A 19036-nucleotide genomic window follows, 5' to 3' on the forward strand; every position below is an offset into this window, starting at 1 on the left:
TAACCTTGCGGCCATTGAATGGCGTATGGCCGAACCGGGGGACTTTTGATGAATGCAGCATATGTAACCGCGGCCATCATCACGGTGGCCAGTGTCGCTTTGGCAATCAGGGTGTGTCTCCTCCGAAACAGACCCCAGCCCCAACTTTCTTCGCCAGAGACAACTCAACCCATAACACTCGTGTTTCAGGACTCCCTCCTCGTGGATGCCGACGACAGGGTGTGGTCAATGCTATCTGCTTCGGACGAACCACAGTCGTGGCAAGTAATCCACCGTCTGCTCTACCCAATGATGCCCGATCTGCCCAAAAAACTGACCGAGCTAAATCGTACATCCCAAGATGGCGAACTTCATGTCGATATTCACCGTACCGAAGATTGCTTTCGCCTAACCCTACGGCCGACAGCCACCAATCAGATAGACTGGTTCAAGGCAAAACAGACAGACATCCTGTCGAAACAACTCTGCGATGCGGTGAAACACGCACCCGATCTGATCTGGTTCACGTCGCGCGACGGTGTTCTGCTTTGGAGCAACGATGCTTTCTCGCACTATGCAGAGTCGCAAAACGGCCCTGCAGCCTTTTGCGATCATCTTGCGCAAATCCTATCGGACACCGACCTGTCCAAGCCAACTCGTGTCAAAGTAGCCCCTGCTGATACGCGGCCTGATCTGAACCGCTGGCTGGAAGTGAGCCGTCAGGACACAGACAACGGATGCGTTTTCTTTGCGACCGGGATCGACGGAATGGTGCATGCAGAAGCTGCCCAGCACAATTTTGTCCAGACACTGTCCAAGACATTCGCAAACCTGACAACAGGACTTGCGATTTTTGATCGGGATCGACGTCTAACGCTGTTCAATCCGGCCCTCGTCGATCTCAGCCGCGTTCCGATCACATTCCTCAGCGTGCGCCCTGCCCTGTTCGAATTCTTTGACAAATTGCGCGAGTGCCGTGTCATGCCGGAACCCAAGAGCTATGACGATTGGCGTGAACGCCTTGCCAAGCTGGTTGCCGCGGCAAGCGATGACAGGTTTCGCGAAACCTGGACGCTCGCTAGCGGACAGACCTTCGACATCACCGGCCAGCCCTATCCCGACGGTGCCATTGCCTTCCTGTTCAACGACATCACTGCCGAAGTGTCTTTGACACGGGGCTATCGGGTGGAGCTTGATACGCTTCAATCCGTGATCGACATGATCGAAGACGCGGTATGTGTCTTTGATTCACAGGGAATTCTGACCCTGTGCAACACAGCGTACGCGACATTCTGGAACACCGATCCTGACGCGTGTATTCCCGAGACAACGATACTCGATGCCACGCAAACGTGGAAATCGGCGTTTCATCCCAGCCCTCTTTGGCCGGAACTGCGTGATTTCGTTACCAACACAACTGAAAGAGCGAGTTGGGACACCGATTTGCGCCGCAAGGACGGACGAGAACTGGTGTGCCGGATAGACCCGATTTGCCACGGCGCAACTCTCATACGCTTTTGCCACCGCCCTCAGCAGCTTGACACCCACAAGGGTTCCGAGGGGCTTCAGATCGTTTCTGCCTGAACGCAGGTTTCAAAACTTGCAGCGCCCGATAGGGCAGGTAAACATGCTGGCATGACCCAAAACTGCGCGGACTTTACTTCAACATCGCCTGATGAAACCGCGCGACTTGCCACACGGTTGGGGGCTGTTCTGCGTGCTGGCGACACGCTTTTGCTTGAAGGTGAGATAGGTGCCGGAAAAAGCCATTTCGCACGCGCGTTGATCCTATCACGTCTGTCAGTGCCCGAAGATGTGCCATCTCCGACATTTACCATCGTTCAGGTCTACGACCTGCCAGATTGCGAGCTGTGGCACGCTGACCTCTATCGTCTTGGCGGTCCCGATCAGATCGTCGAACTTGGGCTTCACGATGCGTTTGAAACCGCGATATGCATCGTGGAATGGCCGGATCGGCTGGATGATTTGCGGCCCGCACAGGCGCTGACCATCCGCCTCGACGACCCCGAAAAGACCGATATGCGCCAAATCAGTATCACATGGTCGGATCGTGCATGGACGGATCGCATCGCGGGGATACTGGAATGATCTTCGACTCGTTTTTGGATGCCAACGGCTGGGGGGATGCACGTCAGAAACCGCTGGCCGGTGACGCATCGTCTCGCCGTTATATAAGGCTCTATTCAGGCGCGAAACGCGCTATTCTGATGATTGACCCACAAGGCGACACCGCCTGCTTTGCACACCTCGCGACACATCTGCGCCAAGTCAATTTGTCGGCGCCTGAAATCTATGATCATACGTCCAAACTGATGTTGCTGGAGGATCTCGGTGATGCGCAATTTGCGCGTGTCGCCAAGGATCAGCCAGACATGGAATGCACGCTATACGCAGCCGCGACCGATGTACTGTGCCATTTGGAAACTCGCCTCGCCCCAAGTGACCTAACGTCCGCGACGCCCGAACTTTTGGGTCGCATGATCGAGCCTGCGTTCACCCACTATCTGCCACTCCTAGGCCAAAACGCAAGCGTAAGCGCATCGGAAATTCAATTGAGGCTGACGGATCTGCTGTCACGCCACCTGCCACCGGACAGGGTGCTTGTGCTGCGCGATTATCATGCCGAAAACCTGATATGGCTGCCTGATCGAGATGACGTCCGCCGCGTTGGATTGCTCGATTTTCAGGACGCACTTGAAGGGCCACCGATCTACGACCTCGTGTCCTTACTGCAAGATGCGCGCAGAGACGTGAGCGATAACTGTTACGCTGAAACACTCGCGCGGTACATCGACCAATCCGGTCGCAGTGAATCCAGCGTTCTACCCGCGTTTCACCTTCTTGGTTTGCAGCGAAACCTTCGCATTTTGGGGATCTTCGCGCGACTCGCGATGGAACAAGGAAAACCGGCATACCTCTCCCTGATCCCAAGAGTCTGGCGGTACATCAAAACCAGTCTTGCTTCGCCAATTGCACGTGAGGTCGAACCCTTGATCACCGACCTGTTCCCAGAGCCAACGCCAGAACGTCTGACACTGCGAGCTTTGTCATGACCGATGCCGTGATGCTTTTCGCCGCCGGTTTCGGTACGCGCATGGGCGCCCTGACCAAGGACAGGCCCAAACCCTTGATCGCAGTTAACGGAACACCTTTGATCGAGCACGCCATGACATTCGTGCGCGACCTTCCATCCCCACGGGTGGTGGCCAACGCCCATTACTTGTCAGAACAGATCGTCGATCATTTTGCCGGAACCGATGTTCAGGTGTTGGTTGAAGCACCAAACATCTTGGACACCGGAGGCGGGCTGAAGGCAGCACTTCCCCTGCTGGAGAGCGATGTGGCTTTTACGATGAACACAGACGCAGTATGGGATGGCCCCAACCCGCTTCAGGTGTTGAAATCTGCATGGTCCGAGGACATGCAAGCGCTTCTGTTGTGTGTCCCCAAGAACCAAACAATCGGTCACACAGGCCGTGGCGACATCGACATTCTTGCCGACGGACACGCGCAATGGGGCACCCAAACCGTGTTTTCCGGCGTGCAGATGATCCGCACAGAAATCGTCTCTGACACACCGCAAAACGTGTTTTCCTTGAAAACCGTTTGGGAGGCGTTGGTCGCCAAAGGCGCGCTGCATGCCGTTGCGTATCCGGGTCGGTGGTGCGACGTCGGACATACAGACGGCATATCGCTTGCCGAAGCGATGCTTGGGTCTGCAGATGTTTGATGTAACCGACAAGCCACGGGTCTTTGGTTTGCTCCCCGGCGCAGATTTCGCGCAGGATTTGGTGTTAGGCCTGACATTACGCATGGCCGGCCAGTCACCCGAAGCGATGGCCCGTGTCGACCTGTACGTGAACTCCCGACGCATGCAACGTCGCATTGAAACAGTGTTTGCCAGTCTTGGCGCAGGCTTTCTGCCTCGGATCAGGCTGATCACGGATCTTGCCGACCCGTTGGATCGTATACACCTGCCAAAGCCCGTACCGGCCCTGAAGCGGCAGCTTGAGCTTGCAGAGCTGGTCAGGAAATTGATCGAGGCAGATCCCGGTCTTGCGCCTCGGTCTGCCGTCTACGATCTTGCAGAAAGCCTTGGAGCGCTGTTGGACGAAATGCAGGCCGAAGGCGTCACCCCGGACGATATAGCGGCGCTGGATGTGACTGATCAATCGGGGCACTGGGAGCGCGCCCAGCGCTTCCTGCAGATCGTCACGCATTATTTCGACACAGACAGCGACACGCCAGATGCCGCGGCTGTGAACCGCTTGGCACTCCGCATGAAGCTTTCCCGTTGGAAAGATGTCCCACCCCAAAACCCGATCATCATCGCCGGGTCGACCGGATCACGCGGTTCCGCGTTTCAGTTGATGACGGCCGCAGCAAAATTGCCCCAAGGCGCAGTGATCCTCCCGGGATTCGACTCTGACATGCCGGATTCGACCTGGGATGTTTTGCGCAACGATGTCCGCAATACCGACGCGATGCAGGGCGAAGACCATCCCCAATTCAGGTTTGCGCGCTTGCTGGAAAGGCTGCACATGCGCCACAGCGATGTTGCGCGTTGGGCACCCACACCGCCACCCAGCGCTGCCCGCAATGCGCTTGTCTCGCTTGCCCTGCGCCCCGCGCCGGTCACCGACCAATGGCTGAGCGACGGCCCAAATCTGCCACCTTTGGCCGAGGCGACTCAGTCACTCACCCTGCTTGAAGCAGCATCTCCGCGCGATGAAGCCCGCGCCATTGCAATGCGGTTGCGTCAGGCTGCAGAAGATCAGACCACCGCCGCCCTGATCACTCCGGACCGCATGTTGACGCGCCGGGTCAGCGCCCTGCTGGATCGGTGGGGCATTTTGCCAGACGACAGCGCCGGCACGCCTGCACAGCTCACCGCGCCGGGCCGGTTGCTCCGGCACATCGCACAATTGCGGGTCAACGGCCCAACTGCCGATCAATTGCTCACCCTCCTGAAGCACCCGCTCTGCCACAGTGGCGCGGACCGTGGCCAACACCGTCTTTGGACATCAGAGTTGGAGCTTTTCATTCGAGGAAAAGGCATTCCCTACCCCGATCTACCACAGTTGATGGCGTGGAAGGGGGCTGACGACGCTCAGGAATGGCTTGACTGGATCGATCGCTGCTTCCTTCAGCCCGCCTTGAAGACACAACAACCTCTTGGTGAGCATGTTACGCGGCACATTGCACAGGCCCAATCCATATGCGCGGGGTCCAAAAGTGACGATGCGTCGGAACTCTGGAACAAGAAGGCTGGTGAAACATGTAAGGCCGCTTTCGACACACTTATCGAAAACGCCGGTTTCGGCGGAACAATCTCGGCGCGCGATTATGCCGATCTGGTAGACAACCTTTTGCGCAGCCACGAGGTGCGCGACCGCGATGCACCGCACCCCCATATCCTGATCTGGGGCACCATCGAGGCGCGCGTGATGGGTGCGGACCTTGTAATCCTTGGGGGACTGAACGAACAGTCGTGGCCGGGGTCGCCTCCTGCCGATCCATGGTTGAACCGTCGCATGCGCCAAAACGCGGGTCTGTTACTGCCCGAACGGCGCATTGGCCTGTCCGCACACGACTTTCAGCAGGCTGTCGGCGCAAAGGAAGTCTGGCTGAGCCGGGCAGTGCGATCCGAAGATGCGGAAACCGTACCCTCCCGTTGGCTGAACCGTCTGACCAACCTGCTTCGAGGTTTGCCAGACACCGGCGGCCCTCATGCGCTCAACGAGATGCAAGCCCGCGGTCACGTCTGGTTGACGTTGGGAAGGATTCTGGAAAAGCCAATTCCAACCCCGGCAGCACCCCGACCGTCGCCTGTGCCACCGGTCAGAGTACGTCCCGTCGAATTGTCAGTCACGAACATCGAAAAGCTGATCCGCGACCCCTACGCGATCTATGCGTCCAAGATACTGCGCCTCCGGCAATTGCACCCCATCCAACACGCGCCAAACCCGATGCATCGCGGCACGGTGATTCACAAGGTGTTTGAAGAATTCGTCTCTGACACCGTCAAAAACGGTGTTCCTATCTCGGAACAGACGCTGCTTTCCACAGCGCGTCGTATCCTTGATGCCGAGGTGCCGTGGCCGACGGATCGTATTCAGTGGCGTGTCAGGATCGAAAAGATTGCGCATTGGTTCATCGAAAACGAACAGGCCCGGCAATCGGCTGCGGCCCCTGTTTTGTTCGAATCCCAAGGCGCAATGGATATCGCGGACCCGCCGTTCCGCATCACCGCCAAAGCCGACCGGATTGACCTCAACGACCGCTCAGAGGCATTTGTCTACGATTACAAGACCGGGACAGCGCCTACCAAGAACCAACAGCTTCAATTCGACGTGCAGCTGCTTGTGACAGCGGCCCTGATCCTCGAAGGCGGGTTCGACGGGTTCAACCCCCGTTTTGTAAGCGAAGCGCGTTACATCTCGCTGTCTGGCAATGGTAGCGAAGTGCCAGCACCTTTGGATGAATGCCCACCGGATCGCACAATCGGTATGCTAAAGTCTCTGATCCAAGCCTACCGCGACCCTGATACCGGCTATACAGCCCGAAACAGGGCACACAAAGACTCCTTCAGTTCAGACTATGACCAGTTGTCCCGGTACGGCGAATGGACAGCCGCGGACCCCGCCAAAAAGGTCTTTCTGTCATGATCCGCAACGATGCAACCGAAGCACAGGTGCGTGCTGCCGATCCATTTGCATCGACATGGTTGGGCGCGAATGCCGGATCAGGCAAGACCCGCGTGCTGACCGACCGGGTGGCCCGACTGCTGCTGCGGGGAACGCGGCCAGAGCATATCCTGTGCCTGACCTTCACCAACGCGGCTGCAAGCGAGATGCAAAACCGCCTGTTCAAGCGATTGGGCCAATGGGCCATGTTGGAAAACAACGCCCTGTCGGCACAATTGGAAGAATTGGGCGAACCCGCAGACAGCTTGTCCACAGATTTTCTGTCCCGCGCCCGGACCCTGTTTGCCCGCGCCATCGAAACGCCAGGTGGGCTGCGCATTCAGACGATCCATGCGTTTTGCGCATCGATCCTACGGCGGTTTCCACTCGAAGCCGGAGTCAGCCCACAGTTTCAGGAAATCGACGACCGGACAGCACAATTGCTTCGCGAACAGATCCTCGACCATATGGCCAGTGGCCCAGAGGCCGATCTGATTGGCGATATCGCGCGTATCGCATCGAACGAACCGTTGCAGACACTTGCTGAGTCGATTGTCGGCCAACGCGATGGGTTTATGCCAGCTTTGACCAGCAACGACCTCATGAACCGTTACGGACTTGCGGCCCATCAGACGCTCAATACCTTGCCATCCGAGGTCTTTCCCGGTGATGAATTGTCATTTCTGTCAGGTTTAGTCTCTGATTTACGGGGTGGTGGCGCGACCGACAACAAGCTTGCAGATGCGATTGCTCAGGCGCAAACCGGCGGTCTAGACGCGGTGCTCGCACTTGAGAGTGTGGTGCTGACACAGCAAGGTGCGATCAGCCAACGCGTGCCTCCGACCGGCAAACTGCGCAAAGGCGCACTTGCCACCAGCGTGAACCGGCTTGAAGATCTTTACAAAAGGATCGAAGCGGCACGCGAAACGCGGCTGGCGCTCGATGCGGTGGATCGGGATGCCACGCTGCACCGCTTTGCCGAGGCTTTTCTGCGCCGTTACGAAGAGACCAAACAGGCGCGCGGCTGGCTTGATTTCGACGATCTTATCACCCGGACAAGAACGCTTCTGACCGATCGGCAGCAGGCGCAATGGGTGCTTTACCGCCTTGATGGCGGCATAGACCATATTCTGGTGGACGAGGCACAGGACACCAGCCCAGCGCAATGGGACGTGATCAACAAACTTGCTCAGGAATTCACTTCTGGCGAAGGCGCACGCAGCACAGTGCGCCGCACGATCTTTGTTGTCGGCGACAAGAAGCAGTCAATTTATTCGTTCCAAGGTGCCGATCCCCGTGAATTTGACACGATGCGGATTGCATTCCGCGATCAGATGCAGGCGACTGATGCACCCTTGCAGGATGGGCAGCTCAGCTATTCGTTCCGTTCCTCCGTTCCAATCCTCCGCTTGGTGGATGAGGTGTTCAAAGGCCGCGGCGATGCAGGTTTTCTGCCTGATCAGAGCCACATATCCTTTCACGACCGCATGCCGGGCCGCATAGATTTGTGGCCACTGATCACACCTGCCGAGGAAGAAAAAGACGAACTTCCTTGGGACACACCTGTCGACCGGGTCAGCCCAACGCATCATCATGTAATCCTGGCCAAGCGCGTGGCAGGGTTCATTCACCAAACGCTTGAGAACAAGACTGCGATTCCTACCGGGGAAAAGAACGGTGTTGTGACGGCACGGCGCGTGCACGCCGGCGATTTCCTGATCCTCGTCCGCAACCGTGGCGGTCTTTTCCATGAGATCCTCAAGGCGTGCAAGGCACTGGACCTGCCGATTGCGGGAGCCGACAAGCTCAAGGTAATGGCAGAGATTGCAGTCAAGGATCTGCGCGCGCTCTTGTCGTTCCTCGCCACGCCTGAGGACAGCCTGTCGCTGGCTTCTGCCCTGCGATCTCCGCTGTTCGGTCTCGACGAACAGGGAATTTTCGATCTCGCTCACCGGCGTAAGTCACCCTACCTTTGGGAGGAACTGAGACATCGCAAAGACGAATTTCCAGCTGTCTTGGAGGTGCTGGATGATCTCCGCGACCAGGTGGATTTTCTCAGACCTTATGACCTATTGGAACGTGTCTTGATCCGCCACAAGGGCCGGCAGAAACTGATCGGACGTTTGGGAGAAGAGGCTGAAGACGGGATAGATGCTTTGCTCAATCAGGCTTTGGCCTATGAACAGACGGATCTCCCAAGCTTGACCGGGTTCCTCCACTGGATGGAGACCGACGACATCGAGATCAAGCGCACGGTCGACAGCGCAGGCGCACGAATTCGCATCATGACGATTCACGGTGCAAAAGGTCTGGAAGCGCCGATTGTCATCCTGCCGGATACCCACAAAAAGGCTTCGCATTCCAGCAAGGAGACCTTTGTAAAGTTCGACGGCACTGCGCATTGGCGAGGATCCGACAAGACAAGTGCGGCGTATCAACGTACTGCCTTGGAACTGGCTCGGCAGGCCGAAGAACAGGAACAGGACCGACTTCTTTATGTCGCCCTGACTCGTGCAGAACGCTGGCTTGTCGTAGCAGCGGCGGGTGCGGCGGACAAAGCAGAAGAAAGTTGGCATGACCGTGTGAAGGCAACGCTGCAATCAGTTGGCGGCGTTGGCTGTGACTTTGGCTTCAAGGACGACGGACCGAATGAGGGTTTGCGCCTTGACCACTCCGATTGGCCTACCCCAATTGCCGACGCCCCGGTTGACACGCCAGAACCCGAGCCTTCGCTTCCTGCGTTCTTCGAAAGGCGCGCGCCCGAACCACCAAACATGCCCGACGTTCTAAGCCCCTCTGATCTTGGGGGAGCCAAAGCCCTGCCCGGGGCGGAAGGGGACCTGACGGAGGTCGCCAAGGAGCGCGGGACGCTCATACATCTTCTTTTAGAGACCTTACCTGCCCTTGCCATAAATGACCGCGACGCTGCCGCACGTGCCCTTGTCGGCGCCCACCCTTTGGCGGAGGACATGATCAGCGAAGCCATTACCGTGCTCGGGTCACCCGACCTAGAGGCGTTTTTTAAGGAATCCGCGTTGACCGAAGTCGCGATCACCGCGACGGTCGATGCCTTGCCACGTGCCCGCTTGCACGGCGTGATCGACCGACTGTTGGTGACCGATGACGCCGTGATTGCCGTGGATTTTAAAACCAACCGCACCGTTCCTGCCAGCGAAGAGCAAACGCCAGAAGGTCTTTTACGCCAAATGGGCGCGTATCACGCCATGTTGGCCAAAATTTATCCCGACAAGCAGATCGAGACAGGCATCCTCTGGACACGGACAGCCACCTATATGCCGTTGTCGGAAAACCGTGTGACACAAGCACTCGTGAGAGCGCGGCACCTTGACGGCCCATCTGAGGCTACCTAGTCTCTCGTTCCGACTGACCCATGCGCCCGAGCCTCAAGGAGAGCCCAATGCCCACCGTCGCCGTGACCGATGAAACCTTCGATGCCGAAGTCAAGAATTCCAGTGTTCCCGTAGTCGTGGACTTCTGGGCCGAATGGTGTGGCCCGTGTAAGCAGATCGGCCCAGCGCTTGAAGAGCTGGCCGCCGAATACGGCGATGCCGTCAAGATCGCCAAGGTCGATGTCGACAGCAATCCTAACTCGGCCGCCGCGATGGGCGTTCGGGGCATTCCGTCGCTGTTCATCTTCAAGGATGGTCAGGTTGTGTCCAACAAGACTGGTGCTGCGCCCAAGGCGGCCCTTAAGGGTTGGATCGACGAAAGCATCTGATCTTTCAACGTTTTATCGGAAACGCCCGGCCCCTAGCGCCGGGCGTTTTGCGTTGCGGGGCTTGTGTGGAATGACCGTTCAGCCCATATCGGGACAAAGCGAAAAGGACGAGACATGGCTGACAACGACTTCCCCGGCTGGCACGGCACCACAATCATCGGCGTTCGCAAGGGCGGCAAGGTGGTGATCGCAGGTGACGGACAGGTCAGCCTCGGCCAGACCGTAATCAAGGGAACCGCGCGCAAAGTGCGCCGCATTTCTCCCGGAGGCTATGATGTGGTGGCCGGGTTCGCGGGGTCCACTGCCGATGCCTTTACCTTGCTGGAACGGCTTGAAACCAAACTAGAGGCAACCCCCGGCCAACTGCAGCGCGCCAGTGTTGAATTGGCAAAAGATTGGCGCACCGACAAGTATTTGCAAAAGCTTGAGGCGATGCTGATCGTCTCCGATGGTAAGGACCTTTATGTCATCACCGGCGCGGGCGATGTGCTCGAACCTGAACACGACGTGACCGCAATTGGATCAGGCGGGAACTACGCCTTGGCCGCGGGCCGCGCGCTCATGAACACGGACAAGGACGCAGAACAGATCGCACGTGAAGCCATGGCGATCGCAGCCGATATCTGCGTTTACACCAATGGCAACCTGACGGTTGAGACGATCAGCGGGTAAACCGCTGTTTCTCTCCCGTAGCTGAATAGGACACCTTAATGACCGACCTTACCCCCCGCGAAATCGTGTCGGAACTGGACCGTTTCATCATTGGCCAGAACGATGCCAAGCGTGCCGTGGCCGTAGCCTTGCGAAATCGCTGGCGGCGCAAGCAACTGAGCGATGATCTTCGCGAAGAGGTTTACCCAAAAAATATCCTGATGATCGGGCCGACGGGCGTCGGCAAGACGGAAATCAGCCGTCGTCTGGCCAAGCTGGCCAAGGCTCCGTTTATCAAGGTCGAAGCCACCAAGTTCACGGAGGTGGGTTACGTTGGGCGCGACGTGGAACAGATCATCCGCGATCTGGTGGATGCGGCCATCGCGATGACCCGCGACCACATGCGCGAAGACGTAAAAGCCAAAGCCCATGAGGCAGCAGAAGAGCGTGTCATCGAAGCCATCGCCGGCGAGGGTGCGCGGGAAGGCACGCGGGAGATGTTCCGCAAGAAGCTCAAGGATGGCTTGCTCGACGATACGATGATCGAACTTGAACTTCAGGACACCTCCAGTCCGTTCCCGACGATGGACATCCCCAGTCAGCCTAACATGGGCGGCGGCATGATGAACCTCGGGGATCTGTTCGGCAAAGCCTTCGCTGGGCGCACCACTCGCAAGCGCTTAACTGTCGCAGAGAGCTACGAAATCCTGATCGCAGAAGAAGCGGACAAGTTGCTGGATGACGAACAGGTCAAGACTTTGGCGCTGGAAGCGGTCGAACAGAATGGGATCGTGTTCCTTGACGAGATCGACAAGGTCGCAGCACGGCAGGAAACCCGTGGCGGTGACGTGAGCCGAGAAGGTGTGCAGCGCGATCTGCTGCCGTTGATCGAAGGCACGACTGTCAGCACCAAACACGGTCCGGTCAAAACCGACCACATCCTGTTCATCGCCTCGGGCGCCTTTCACATCGCCAAACCATCGGACCTTTTGCCTGAATTGCAGGGCCGGTTGCCGATCCGTGTGAACCTGCGTGCACTGACCGAAGAAGACTTCGTGCGCATCCTGACAGAGACTGACAACGCTCTGACCCTGCAATACACGGCGCTTATGGCGACCGAGGAAGTAGCTGTCAGCTTCACGGAAGATGGCATCGCAGCCCTGGCCAAGATCGCTGCAGATGTGAACCAATCCATCGAAAACATCGGCGCGCGGCGGCTTTACACCGTGATGGAGCGCGTGTTCGAAGACCTAAGCTTTGAAGCGCCTGACAGGTCAGGTGACCAAGTGGTCGTCAACGCTGAATTCGTCGAGAAGCATCTGGGCGAGTTGACCAAATCCACCGATCTGAGCCGCTACGTCCTTTAGTGACCACAATGATGCTTTGACAAAAAAAGCCCCGCCAAATCGGCGGGGCTTTCTTGTTTCAGGGCAGCGGCGCTTACGCCATCCACCACCGCTCGGCCATCCGGCCATTGTCCATCTGCCAGAGGTTGCCCACCGTGTCGGACGTTGCGATCTTGGTCGACAAAGCCTGCACATAGTTGGCGAACATCGGGATAATAACGCCACCATCGTCACGCAGGATCTGCTGCATCTCGAAATACATCTCGCGACGCTTGTTGCTGTCCAGTTCCGCACGCGCCGTCAGCAGCAGCTCCTGGAAGCGTGGATGATCCCACTGGCTGTCGTTCCACGGCACACCGGCTTCGTAGGCTGTCGCGAACATCCAATCCTCAGTCGCACGGCCCGAGAAGTAGGACGCGCAGAACGGCTTTTTCAGCCAGACGTTCGACCAGTAGCCATCGGCCGGTTCCTGCACCACGTTGATGTTGATGCCAGCGCCCTTTGCTGACGCTTGATAGAGCTGTGCGGAGTCGACAGCACCGTTGAACGCCGCATCCGACACGTTGAGGTCGATGTTGAGCTCTGTCAGGCCCGCTTCCTTGAGGTAGAACTTGGCCTTGTCGAGATCGTAGGTCAGCGGTTCCATTTCAGAATGGAAATACTGGTTGGCGGGACCAATCGGGGTATCGTTCGCGGCCATGCCGTGACCCAACAGGATCTTGTCCACCAATTCCTGACGGTTGATACCGTACTTGAGCGCGCGGCGGACGTTCACGTCGGTGAACGGGTCAACCTTCGTCAGCATCGGGAAGGTGTAGTGCTGGTTGCCCGTCACTTCCTGAATACGGATCATCGGGTTCGCCTTAAGCAGCGCCTCGGTCTTGAAGTCGATCCGGTTGATTGCATCCACCTGACCCGTCATCAGGGCGTTCATGCGCGCTGTGGAATCGTTGATCGCGATATACTCGATCTCGTCAAAGAAACCGGCGCTGTCGCCCTTGTAGTGGCTGTCCACCCGCTTGGCCGTCATGCGAACACCCGGTTCGAACGAGGTCACGGCGTAAAGGCCCGTGCCGATGCCCTTGGCAATCGCCTCTTCGATCTGGCCTGCCGGGTACATCAGCAGGTGATAGTCGGACATCAGGTAAGGGAAGTCGGCGTTGCCCGCTTCCAGCGTAAACTGAACCTGATGCTCGCCGGTTTTCTTCATCTCGCTGATCGCCGCAACAATCGGCTGCGCCGCGGATTTCGCGCCTTCAGCCACGTGCAGTTGCAGCGACTCGAGCACGTCGTCCGCGCCAAATGCCTTACCGTTGTGGAAGGTCACACCCTGACGCAGGTTGAACGTCCATGTCTTTGCGTCGGGCGTCGCTTCCCAATCGGTCGCAAGTTCGCCGATCAAAGAACCGTCTGCCGCCACTTCGGTCAGGCTGTCGAACACCGCACCCTGCGCAGAGGCGATCATGTAAAGGTCGGAATGGGTCCGACCATCCCAGCTGTCCGAAGTGTTGGCACCGTTCAGACCAACACGAAGCCGACCGCCACGCTTTGCCTGAGCAAACAACGGCAGGCCGCTGGCTGCCAATACACCGGCGGCAGCACCGGTTCGGAGTAGTCCACGTCTTGAAATGCGAGTCATCATCGTCTCCCTGTGATTATGAGCGGTCTTTGGCCGCCTGATGGTCCTTCATGGACCGATTCTCATGACATCTTATCAACGGCTGCATCGCCGATGTTATCAACTCCACGTTCATTGAGTAGATTCGTAAGCCAATCCGCGTCCATTTCTGGCACCGAACTGAGCAATAAGTCCGTATAAGGATGGTGCGGTGGCACGAACATCTCTTGTTTCGGCCCCTGCTCCACCACTTTTCCTTCTTTCATCACAACCACTTCGTCGGCGATGGCTTTGACCGTCGCAAGATCGTGGGTGATGAACATGTAGCTGAGCTTAAGATCATCCTGAAGGCGCGCCAGAAGTTTCAAAATACCCTCGGCCACAAGCTGATCCAACGCGCTGGTGACCTCGTCACAAATGATGAACTTTGGCTCGGCGGCAAGAGCGCGGGCAATGCCGATACGCTGTTTCTGACCACCGGAAAGCTCGGACGGCAAACGATCAATGTACTGCGCAGCAGGCATTTCGATTTCTTCCAGCAGCTCTTCCACGCGACGACGTTTCTGCTTGCCGGTAAGACCCATGTAAAACTGCACCGGTCGTCCGATGATATCGCCGATGGTGGTGCGCGGGTTCAGCGCCGTATCCGCCATCTGGTAGATCATCTGCGCTTGCCGCAACTGATCCTTGTTGCGGCTCTTGTAATTCGCCGGCAACGCCTTTCCGTCAAACTCGATCACGCCTTGCGTCGGCGGCAACAGCCCCGTGATGGACCGCGCCGTTGTCGACTTACCGGACCCGGATTCACCCACCACCGCAACGGTGCGCCCTTCGTGGATGTCAAAGCTGACATTGTGCAGAACGGGAATCTTGCCATAGGCGGCGGATACGTTCTGAACGGACACAACAGGCGTGGCCCTTGTATGCACCGCAGGTTTCTGAGGACGTTCAAATGCGCGGACGGCCCAGAGGCTTTTCGTGTACTCTTCCTTGGGATGGGCAAGCATCGTGCGGGTATCCGCCTCTTCCACCTCATCCCCCTTGAGCAGCACCTTGATCCGATCCGCCATCTGGGCAACCACGGCCAGATCGTGGGTGATATAGATCGCGGCGGTATCGAACTGCTCGACAATATCGCGGATGGACGCCAGCACTTCGATCTGCGTTGTCACATCCAGCGCCGTGGTCGGTTCGTCGAAGATGATCAGGTCGGGACGGCAGGACATCGCCATCGCCGTCATTGCCCGCTGAAGCTGACCGCCGGACACTTGGTGCGGATAGCGGAAACCGATTTCTTCTGGGTTGGGCAGGCGCAGACGACGGTACAACTCGATCCCGTCCTTAACACTGTCAGAACGCGACATGACCCCGTGCTGCACTGGACCTTCGGTGTGCTGCTCAATCAGCTTGTGCGCGGGATTAAAGCTGGCTGCGGCGGATTGCGCCACATAGGCAATGCGTTTGCCCAGAAGCTCACGCTTTTTGGCGGCAGAGGCCGTGATTAGGTCGATGCCGTCGAACATGACCGACCCTTTGGAAATACGCACGCCATCGCGGGTAAATCCCATCGCAGCAAGACCTAGTGTCGACTTGCCCGCACCGGATTCGCCGATCAGGCCAAGAACCTCGCCCTTTTTCAAAGATAGGCTCGCACCATTGATGATTGGCGACCAAGTTTCGTCACTGCGCCCTTCGATCCAAAGATCGCGGATTTCCACAAGCGCACTCATTCCTTGAGCCCCGAACTTCTGTGAAGCATCCAGTCCACCACGAAGTTGACGCCGACCGTCAACAACGCAATCGCCCCGGCCGCCAGCAACGGCAACGCAGCAGTCAGCGGCGAGAAGGCCGCGAAGTTGATGAACTGAGCCGAGTCGCGCACCATCGTGCCCCAGTCGGCCAACGGCGGCTGGATGCCGACACCAAGGAAGGACAGCGAGGCGATCGTCAGGAAGACAAAGCAGAACCGCAGACCAAACTCCGCAAGCAGCGGGGCCGTCGCGTTGGGCAGGATTTCCTTGAAGATCAGGTAACCAAGTCCCTCACCCCGCAGCTTGGCTGCTTCGATATAATCCATCACCACGATGTTAAGGCCCACTGCCCGTGCCAATCGGAACACACGCGTGCTGTCGATCACAGCAATGATGAGGATCATATAGACCGTCAGCAGCCACCGCTCTGACCCGGCCCATGCGCTTGCGATGGTCATCAGGAGCAGAGCAAAGATCAGCGACGGGATCGCCATCAGAACGTCAACGGCACGGCTCAGAACCTGATCCAGCCAGCCTTGAAGGGTGGCCGCAAGAAACCCGAGGGTTCCACCCAGGAAAAACGCAAGACAGGTCGTGACAAAGGCAATCCCGACGGTGTTCTGCGCGCCGTAGATCAGACGGCTGAGCAGGTCACGTCCGATCTGATCGGTGCCCAATGGGAACAATGGATCACCACCGGTGGCCGCATTACCGCCGGGCAGAACGTTGACCTTGGCAAAGATCGCCTCTTGTCCATGTGGCGCCAGCCACGCCGCAAAAATTGCAGTAAAGGCGTATAGGATGACCACAAGCACGCCAAAACTGGCGGTCAACGGCATTTGGCGAAACAGCTTCTTGCTTCCTCGCGTGCCCACAGTTCGACCCAGTGCCCGAAACAGGAAGGCGGCAATCGCAGAAAGTATGAAAAACTGAACAGCCCATCTAAAGAACACGACACCGGCATTCGGAACGCCTGCCTCTGTGACGGTGGGCTGAAAGAAGTACCAAACGGAAAAGATCAAAAGACACGCGCCCAGCACATATCCAAAAGCAACAGCGTATGGCATGTCGCGGAACATGGGCGCGTTGCCAGTGGCCTTTTGACCGGCAAACCGTAACACCCAGCCACCTGCCGCAACACCCAGTAGGATCAGAGCCAATGTCAGAAGCGTGCTCATTTCGGATGCCTCAGACGTGGGTTGGACAGAATTGACATGATGTCCGCCGTCAGATTCAGCAGGATGTAGGCAGCGGCAAAGATCAGGCAGCAGGCCTGCACCACTGGAATGTCACGGATTTTCACACTGTCCACGAACAGCTGACCGATGCCGGGGTAGACGAAGACCACTTCGACCACGACCACCCCGGTGATGAGGTAAGCAAGATTGAGCGCCACGACATTGATGATTGGCGCAAGGGCGTTGGGCAATGCGTGCTTCACGATCACCCGCATCGGCGACATCCCCTTGAGCCGCGCCATCTCGATATAAGGCGAGGCCAGAAGGTTTATGATCGCAGCCCGCGTCATCCGCATCATGTGCGCAGTCACAACAAGCGTCAGCGTCAAAGCGGGCAACAGCGTTTTTTCCAGCCGCTCTCCGAACGACATGCCCTCAAAGATATTGGACAATGATGGGAGCACCGGGTTCAGCACAGCAAGAAACAGGATCAACACGTAGGCCAGAAAGAACTCGGGCGACGAGATTGAGGTCAGTGTGGTGACATTGGTCGCGCGGTCAAAGACCGAATTGCGGAACAGCGCGGCGAGAATGCCCAACACAAGCGAAACCGGAACAGCGATGCAGGCGGTGACCGCGGCAAGGAACATGGTGTTGGCAAAACGCGGCGCGATCTGCTGCGCGACGGTGGTGCGCACGCCGCTGTCCGCGCCAACAAAACTGGCAAAGTTCGCTTGCGCAAAGGAATTGCCTAAATCGCCCTGCACCGCGCTACCAAGCCATTGGAAATAGCGCGTGATCGGCGGCTGATCGAGGCCAAGGTCGCGGCGGATCGCTTCCACCGCATCCGGCGTTGCGCCCTGCCCTAGAATCGCCTGCGCAAAGTCGCCCGGCAGCATGTTGACAGCTGTGAATATGACGATGGACACGACGAAAAGCGTGAGCAACCCGAGCGCAAGCCGCTGAAGAATGATGCGAAAGACAGATTGCAACTTGTGGCTTAACCTTGGTTCCCGTCGTTTGCATACGTTAACAAGAGCGGGCCTTGTGTAAACATCTAATAGCAATCAAATGCTAAGATGTTGAGATTCCGTCCATAATTCTTACCAATTCGGCACTGATACCCGGTTCAGACAAGGCATGACCGGCATTGCGGACCATGCGCAGGTCGCACTCGGGCCAAGCCCGCGCCAATTCCCATGCCCGAACCGGGGGGCAGATCATGTCGTACCGGCCTTGAACGATCGCGCCAGGAATGCCTGAAAGACGGTCCATGTTGTTCAGAATCCAACCGTCTTCTTGAAGAAAGCCATTGTTGATGAAGTAATGGTTCTCCAATCGCGCAAAGGCCCGTGCGTAATCACCAGGAGACTCGCTGCCCGATCCGCTGGAATAGACCGAGGCCAGCGCGTTCTCCCAAGCCGACCATGCCCGTGCAAACCGGGTTTCGGTGCGCAGGTCTCCACAAAAGAGCCTTCGGTGATACGCCGCAATCAAATCATCTCGTTCGTCCTCGGGGATCATGTCGACAAAACGCGCCCAGGTTTCGGGCCAGAATTGCCCAGCGCCCCCGCCATAGAACCAGTCCAACTCGGCCTTGGTCATCGTGAACACACCGCGCAGAACCAGATGGCGCACACGGTCCGGGTGGCTGATCCCGTAAACAAGGGCAAGCGTTGCTCCCCAACTGCCGCCAAAGACGATAAACTGGTCAATACCCAGCGTTTCGCGGATCAGTTCGATATCGGCGACAAGATCCCATGTCGTGTTGTTGCTGACGCTGGCATGTGGCCGCGACCGCCCGCAGCCGCGCTGATCAAACAGAACGACGCGGTACACCTTGGGGTCGAAATAACGCCGCATCGACGGGCTGCAGCCACCACCGGGCCCTCCGTGAAGGACAATCACAGGAATGCCGTCTTCAGCGCCGCATTGTTCCATATAAACGCTGTGACCCTCCCCCACCGACAACATGCGCTGGTCGAAGGGGTCAATGGGTGGGTAAAGATACTGCACTGCGCGCTTTTGGCTCGGGAATTTGTCCATACCCACTCTATATTGGCAGCA

The 19036-nt window shown here is 57.6% G+C and carries 14 protein-coding genes; 9 read left to right on the forward strand and 5 right to left on the reverse strand.

The features are described 5' to 3' along the window. The first annotated feature begins 228 nt into the window (after positions 1–228). From ACK3EW_RS18735 to hslU, 9 genes are all read left to right on the forward strand, one after another. On the forward strand, positions 229–1563 hold the full coding sequence (locus ACK3EW_RS18735) for a PAS-domain containing protein (protein WP_493807368.1): 1335 nt from the start codon (positions 229–231) through the stop codon (positions 1561–1563). Between the two features lie 51 nt (positions 1564–1614). Further along, a complete protein-coding gene (gene tsaE, locus ACK3EW_RS18740; RefSeq protein ID WP_493807369.1) occupies positions 1615–2088 on the forward strand; it encodes a tRNA (adenosine(37)-N6)-threonylcarbamoyltransferase complex ATPase subunit type 1 TsaE in 474 nt (157 codons plus the stop codon). Beyond that, positions 2085–3053 carry an aminoglycoside phosphotransferase family protein gene (locus ACK3EW_RS18745; RefSeq protein WP_493807370.1) on the forward strand — a complete coding sequence of 323 codons (969 nt, stop codon included), beginning with the start codon at positions 2085–2087 and terminating at the stop codon, positions 3051–3053. The genes tsaE and ACK3EW_RS18745 overlap by 4 nt, the downstream gene beginning before the upstream one ends. Then, positions 3050–3730: a nucleotidyltransferase family protein gene (locus tag ACK3EW_RS18750; RefSeq protein ID WP_493807371.1), complete on the forward strand. Its 681-nt coding sequence runs from the start codon at positions 3050–3052 to the stop codon at positions 3728–3730. Before ACK3EW_RS18745 ends, ACK3EW_RS18750 begins: the two co-directional genes overlap by 4 nt. After that, positions 3723–6668, forward strand: coding sequence for a double-strand break repair protein AddB (gene addB, locus ACK3EW_RS18755; protein ID WP_493807372.1), 2946 nt, complete (start codon positions 3723–3725; stop codon positions 6666–6668). The genes ACK3EW_RS18750 and addB overlap by 8 nt, the downstream gene beginning before the upstream one ends. After that, a complete protein-coding gene (addA, locus tag ACK3EW_RS18760) occupies positions 6665–10057 on the forward strand; it encodes a double-strand break repair helicase AddA (protein WP_493807373.1) in 3393 nt (1130 codons plus the stop codon). The genes addB and addA overlap by 4 nt, the downstream gene beginning before the upstream one ends. Before the next feature lie 47 nt (positions 10058–10104). Beyond that, on the forward strand, positions 10105–10425 hold the full coding sequence (gene trxA / locus ACK3EW_RS18765; protein ID WP_085627538.1) for a thioredoxin: 321 nt from the start codon (positions 10105–10107) through the stop codon (positions 10423–10425). A 114-nt stretch (positions 10426–10539) separates the two neighbouring features. Then, positions 10540–11097: an ATP-dependent protease subunit HslV gene (gene hslV, locus ACK3EW_RS18770; protein WP_439119324.1), complete on the forward strand. Its 558-nt coding sequence runs from the start codon at positions 10540–10542 to the stop codon at positions 11095–11097. A 38-nt stretch (positions 11098–11135) separates the two neighbouring features. Continuing rightward, positions 11136–12443 (forward strand): ATP-dependent protease ATPase subunit HslU, encoded by a 1308-nt coding sequence (gene hslU / locus ACK3EW_RS18775; RefSeq protein WP_493807374.1) that lies wholly within the window; start codon positions 11136–11138, stop codon positions 12441–12443. 73 nt (positions 12444–12516) lie between these two features. Here hslU and ACK3EW_RS18780 read toward each other — a convergent pair whose 3' ends face one another. The 5 genes from ACK3EW_RS18780 to pip all read right to left on the reverse strand — a co-directional run bounded on the left by ACK3EW_RS18780 (position 12517) and on the right by pip (position 19015). Beyond that, positions 12517–14061: an ABC transporter substrate-binding protein gene (locus ACK3EW_RS18780; RefSeq protein ID WP_439119326.1), complete on the reverse strand. Its 1545-nt coding sequence runs from the start codon at positions 14059–14061 to the stop codon at positions 12517–12519. A gap of 62 nt (positions 14062–14123) precedes the next feature. After that, positions 14124–15770, reverse strand: coding sequence for an ABC transporter ATP-binding protein (locus tag ACK3EW_RS18785; RefSeq protein WP_493807375.1), 1647 nt, complete (start codon positions 15768–15770; stop codon positions 14124–14126). Next, complete coding sequence (locus ACK3EW_RS18790; RefSeq protein ID WP_493807376.1) at positions 15767–16969, reverse strand: ABC transporter permease; 1203 nt, start codon at positions 16967–16969, stop codon at positions 15767–15769. The genes ACK3EW_RS18785 and ACK3EW_RS18790 overlap by 4 nt, the downstream gene beginning before the upstream one ends. Continuing rightward, positions 16966–17961: an ABC transporter permease gene (locus ACK3EW_RS18795; RefSeq protein WP_085627533.1), complete on the reverse strand. Its 996-nt coding sequence runs from the start codon at positions 17959–17961 to the stop codon at positions 16966–16968. Before ACK3EW_RS18795 ends, ACK3EW_RS18790 begins: the two co-directional genes overlap by 4 nt. 82 nt (positions 17962–18043) lie before the next feature. Continuing rightward, complete coding sequence (pip, locus tag ACK3EW_RS18800) at positions 18044–19015, reverse strand: prolyl aminopeptidase (protein WP_085627532.1); 972 nt, start codon at positions 19013–19015, stop codon at positions 18044–18046. Positions 19016–19036: the final 21 nt, after the last annotated feature.

Source organism: Marivita sp. NO-S04 (genome assembly GCF_059070475.1).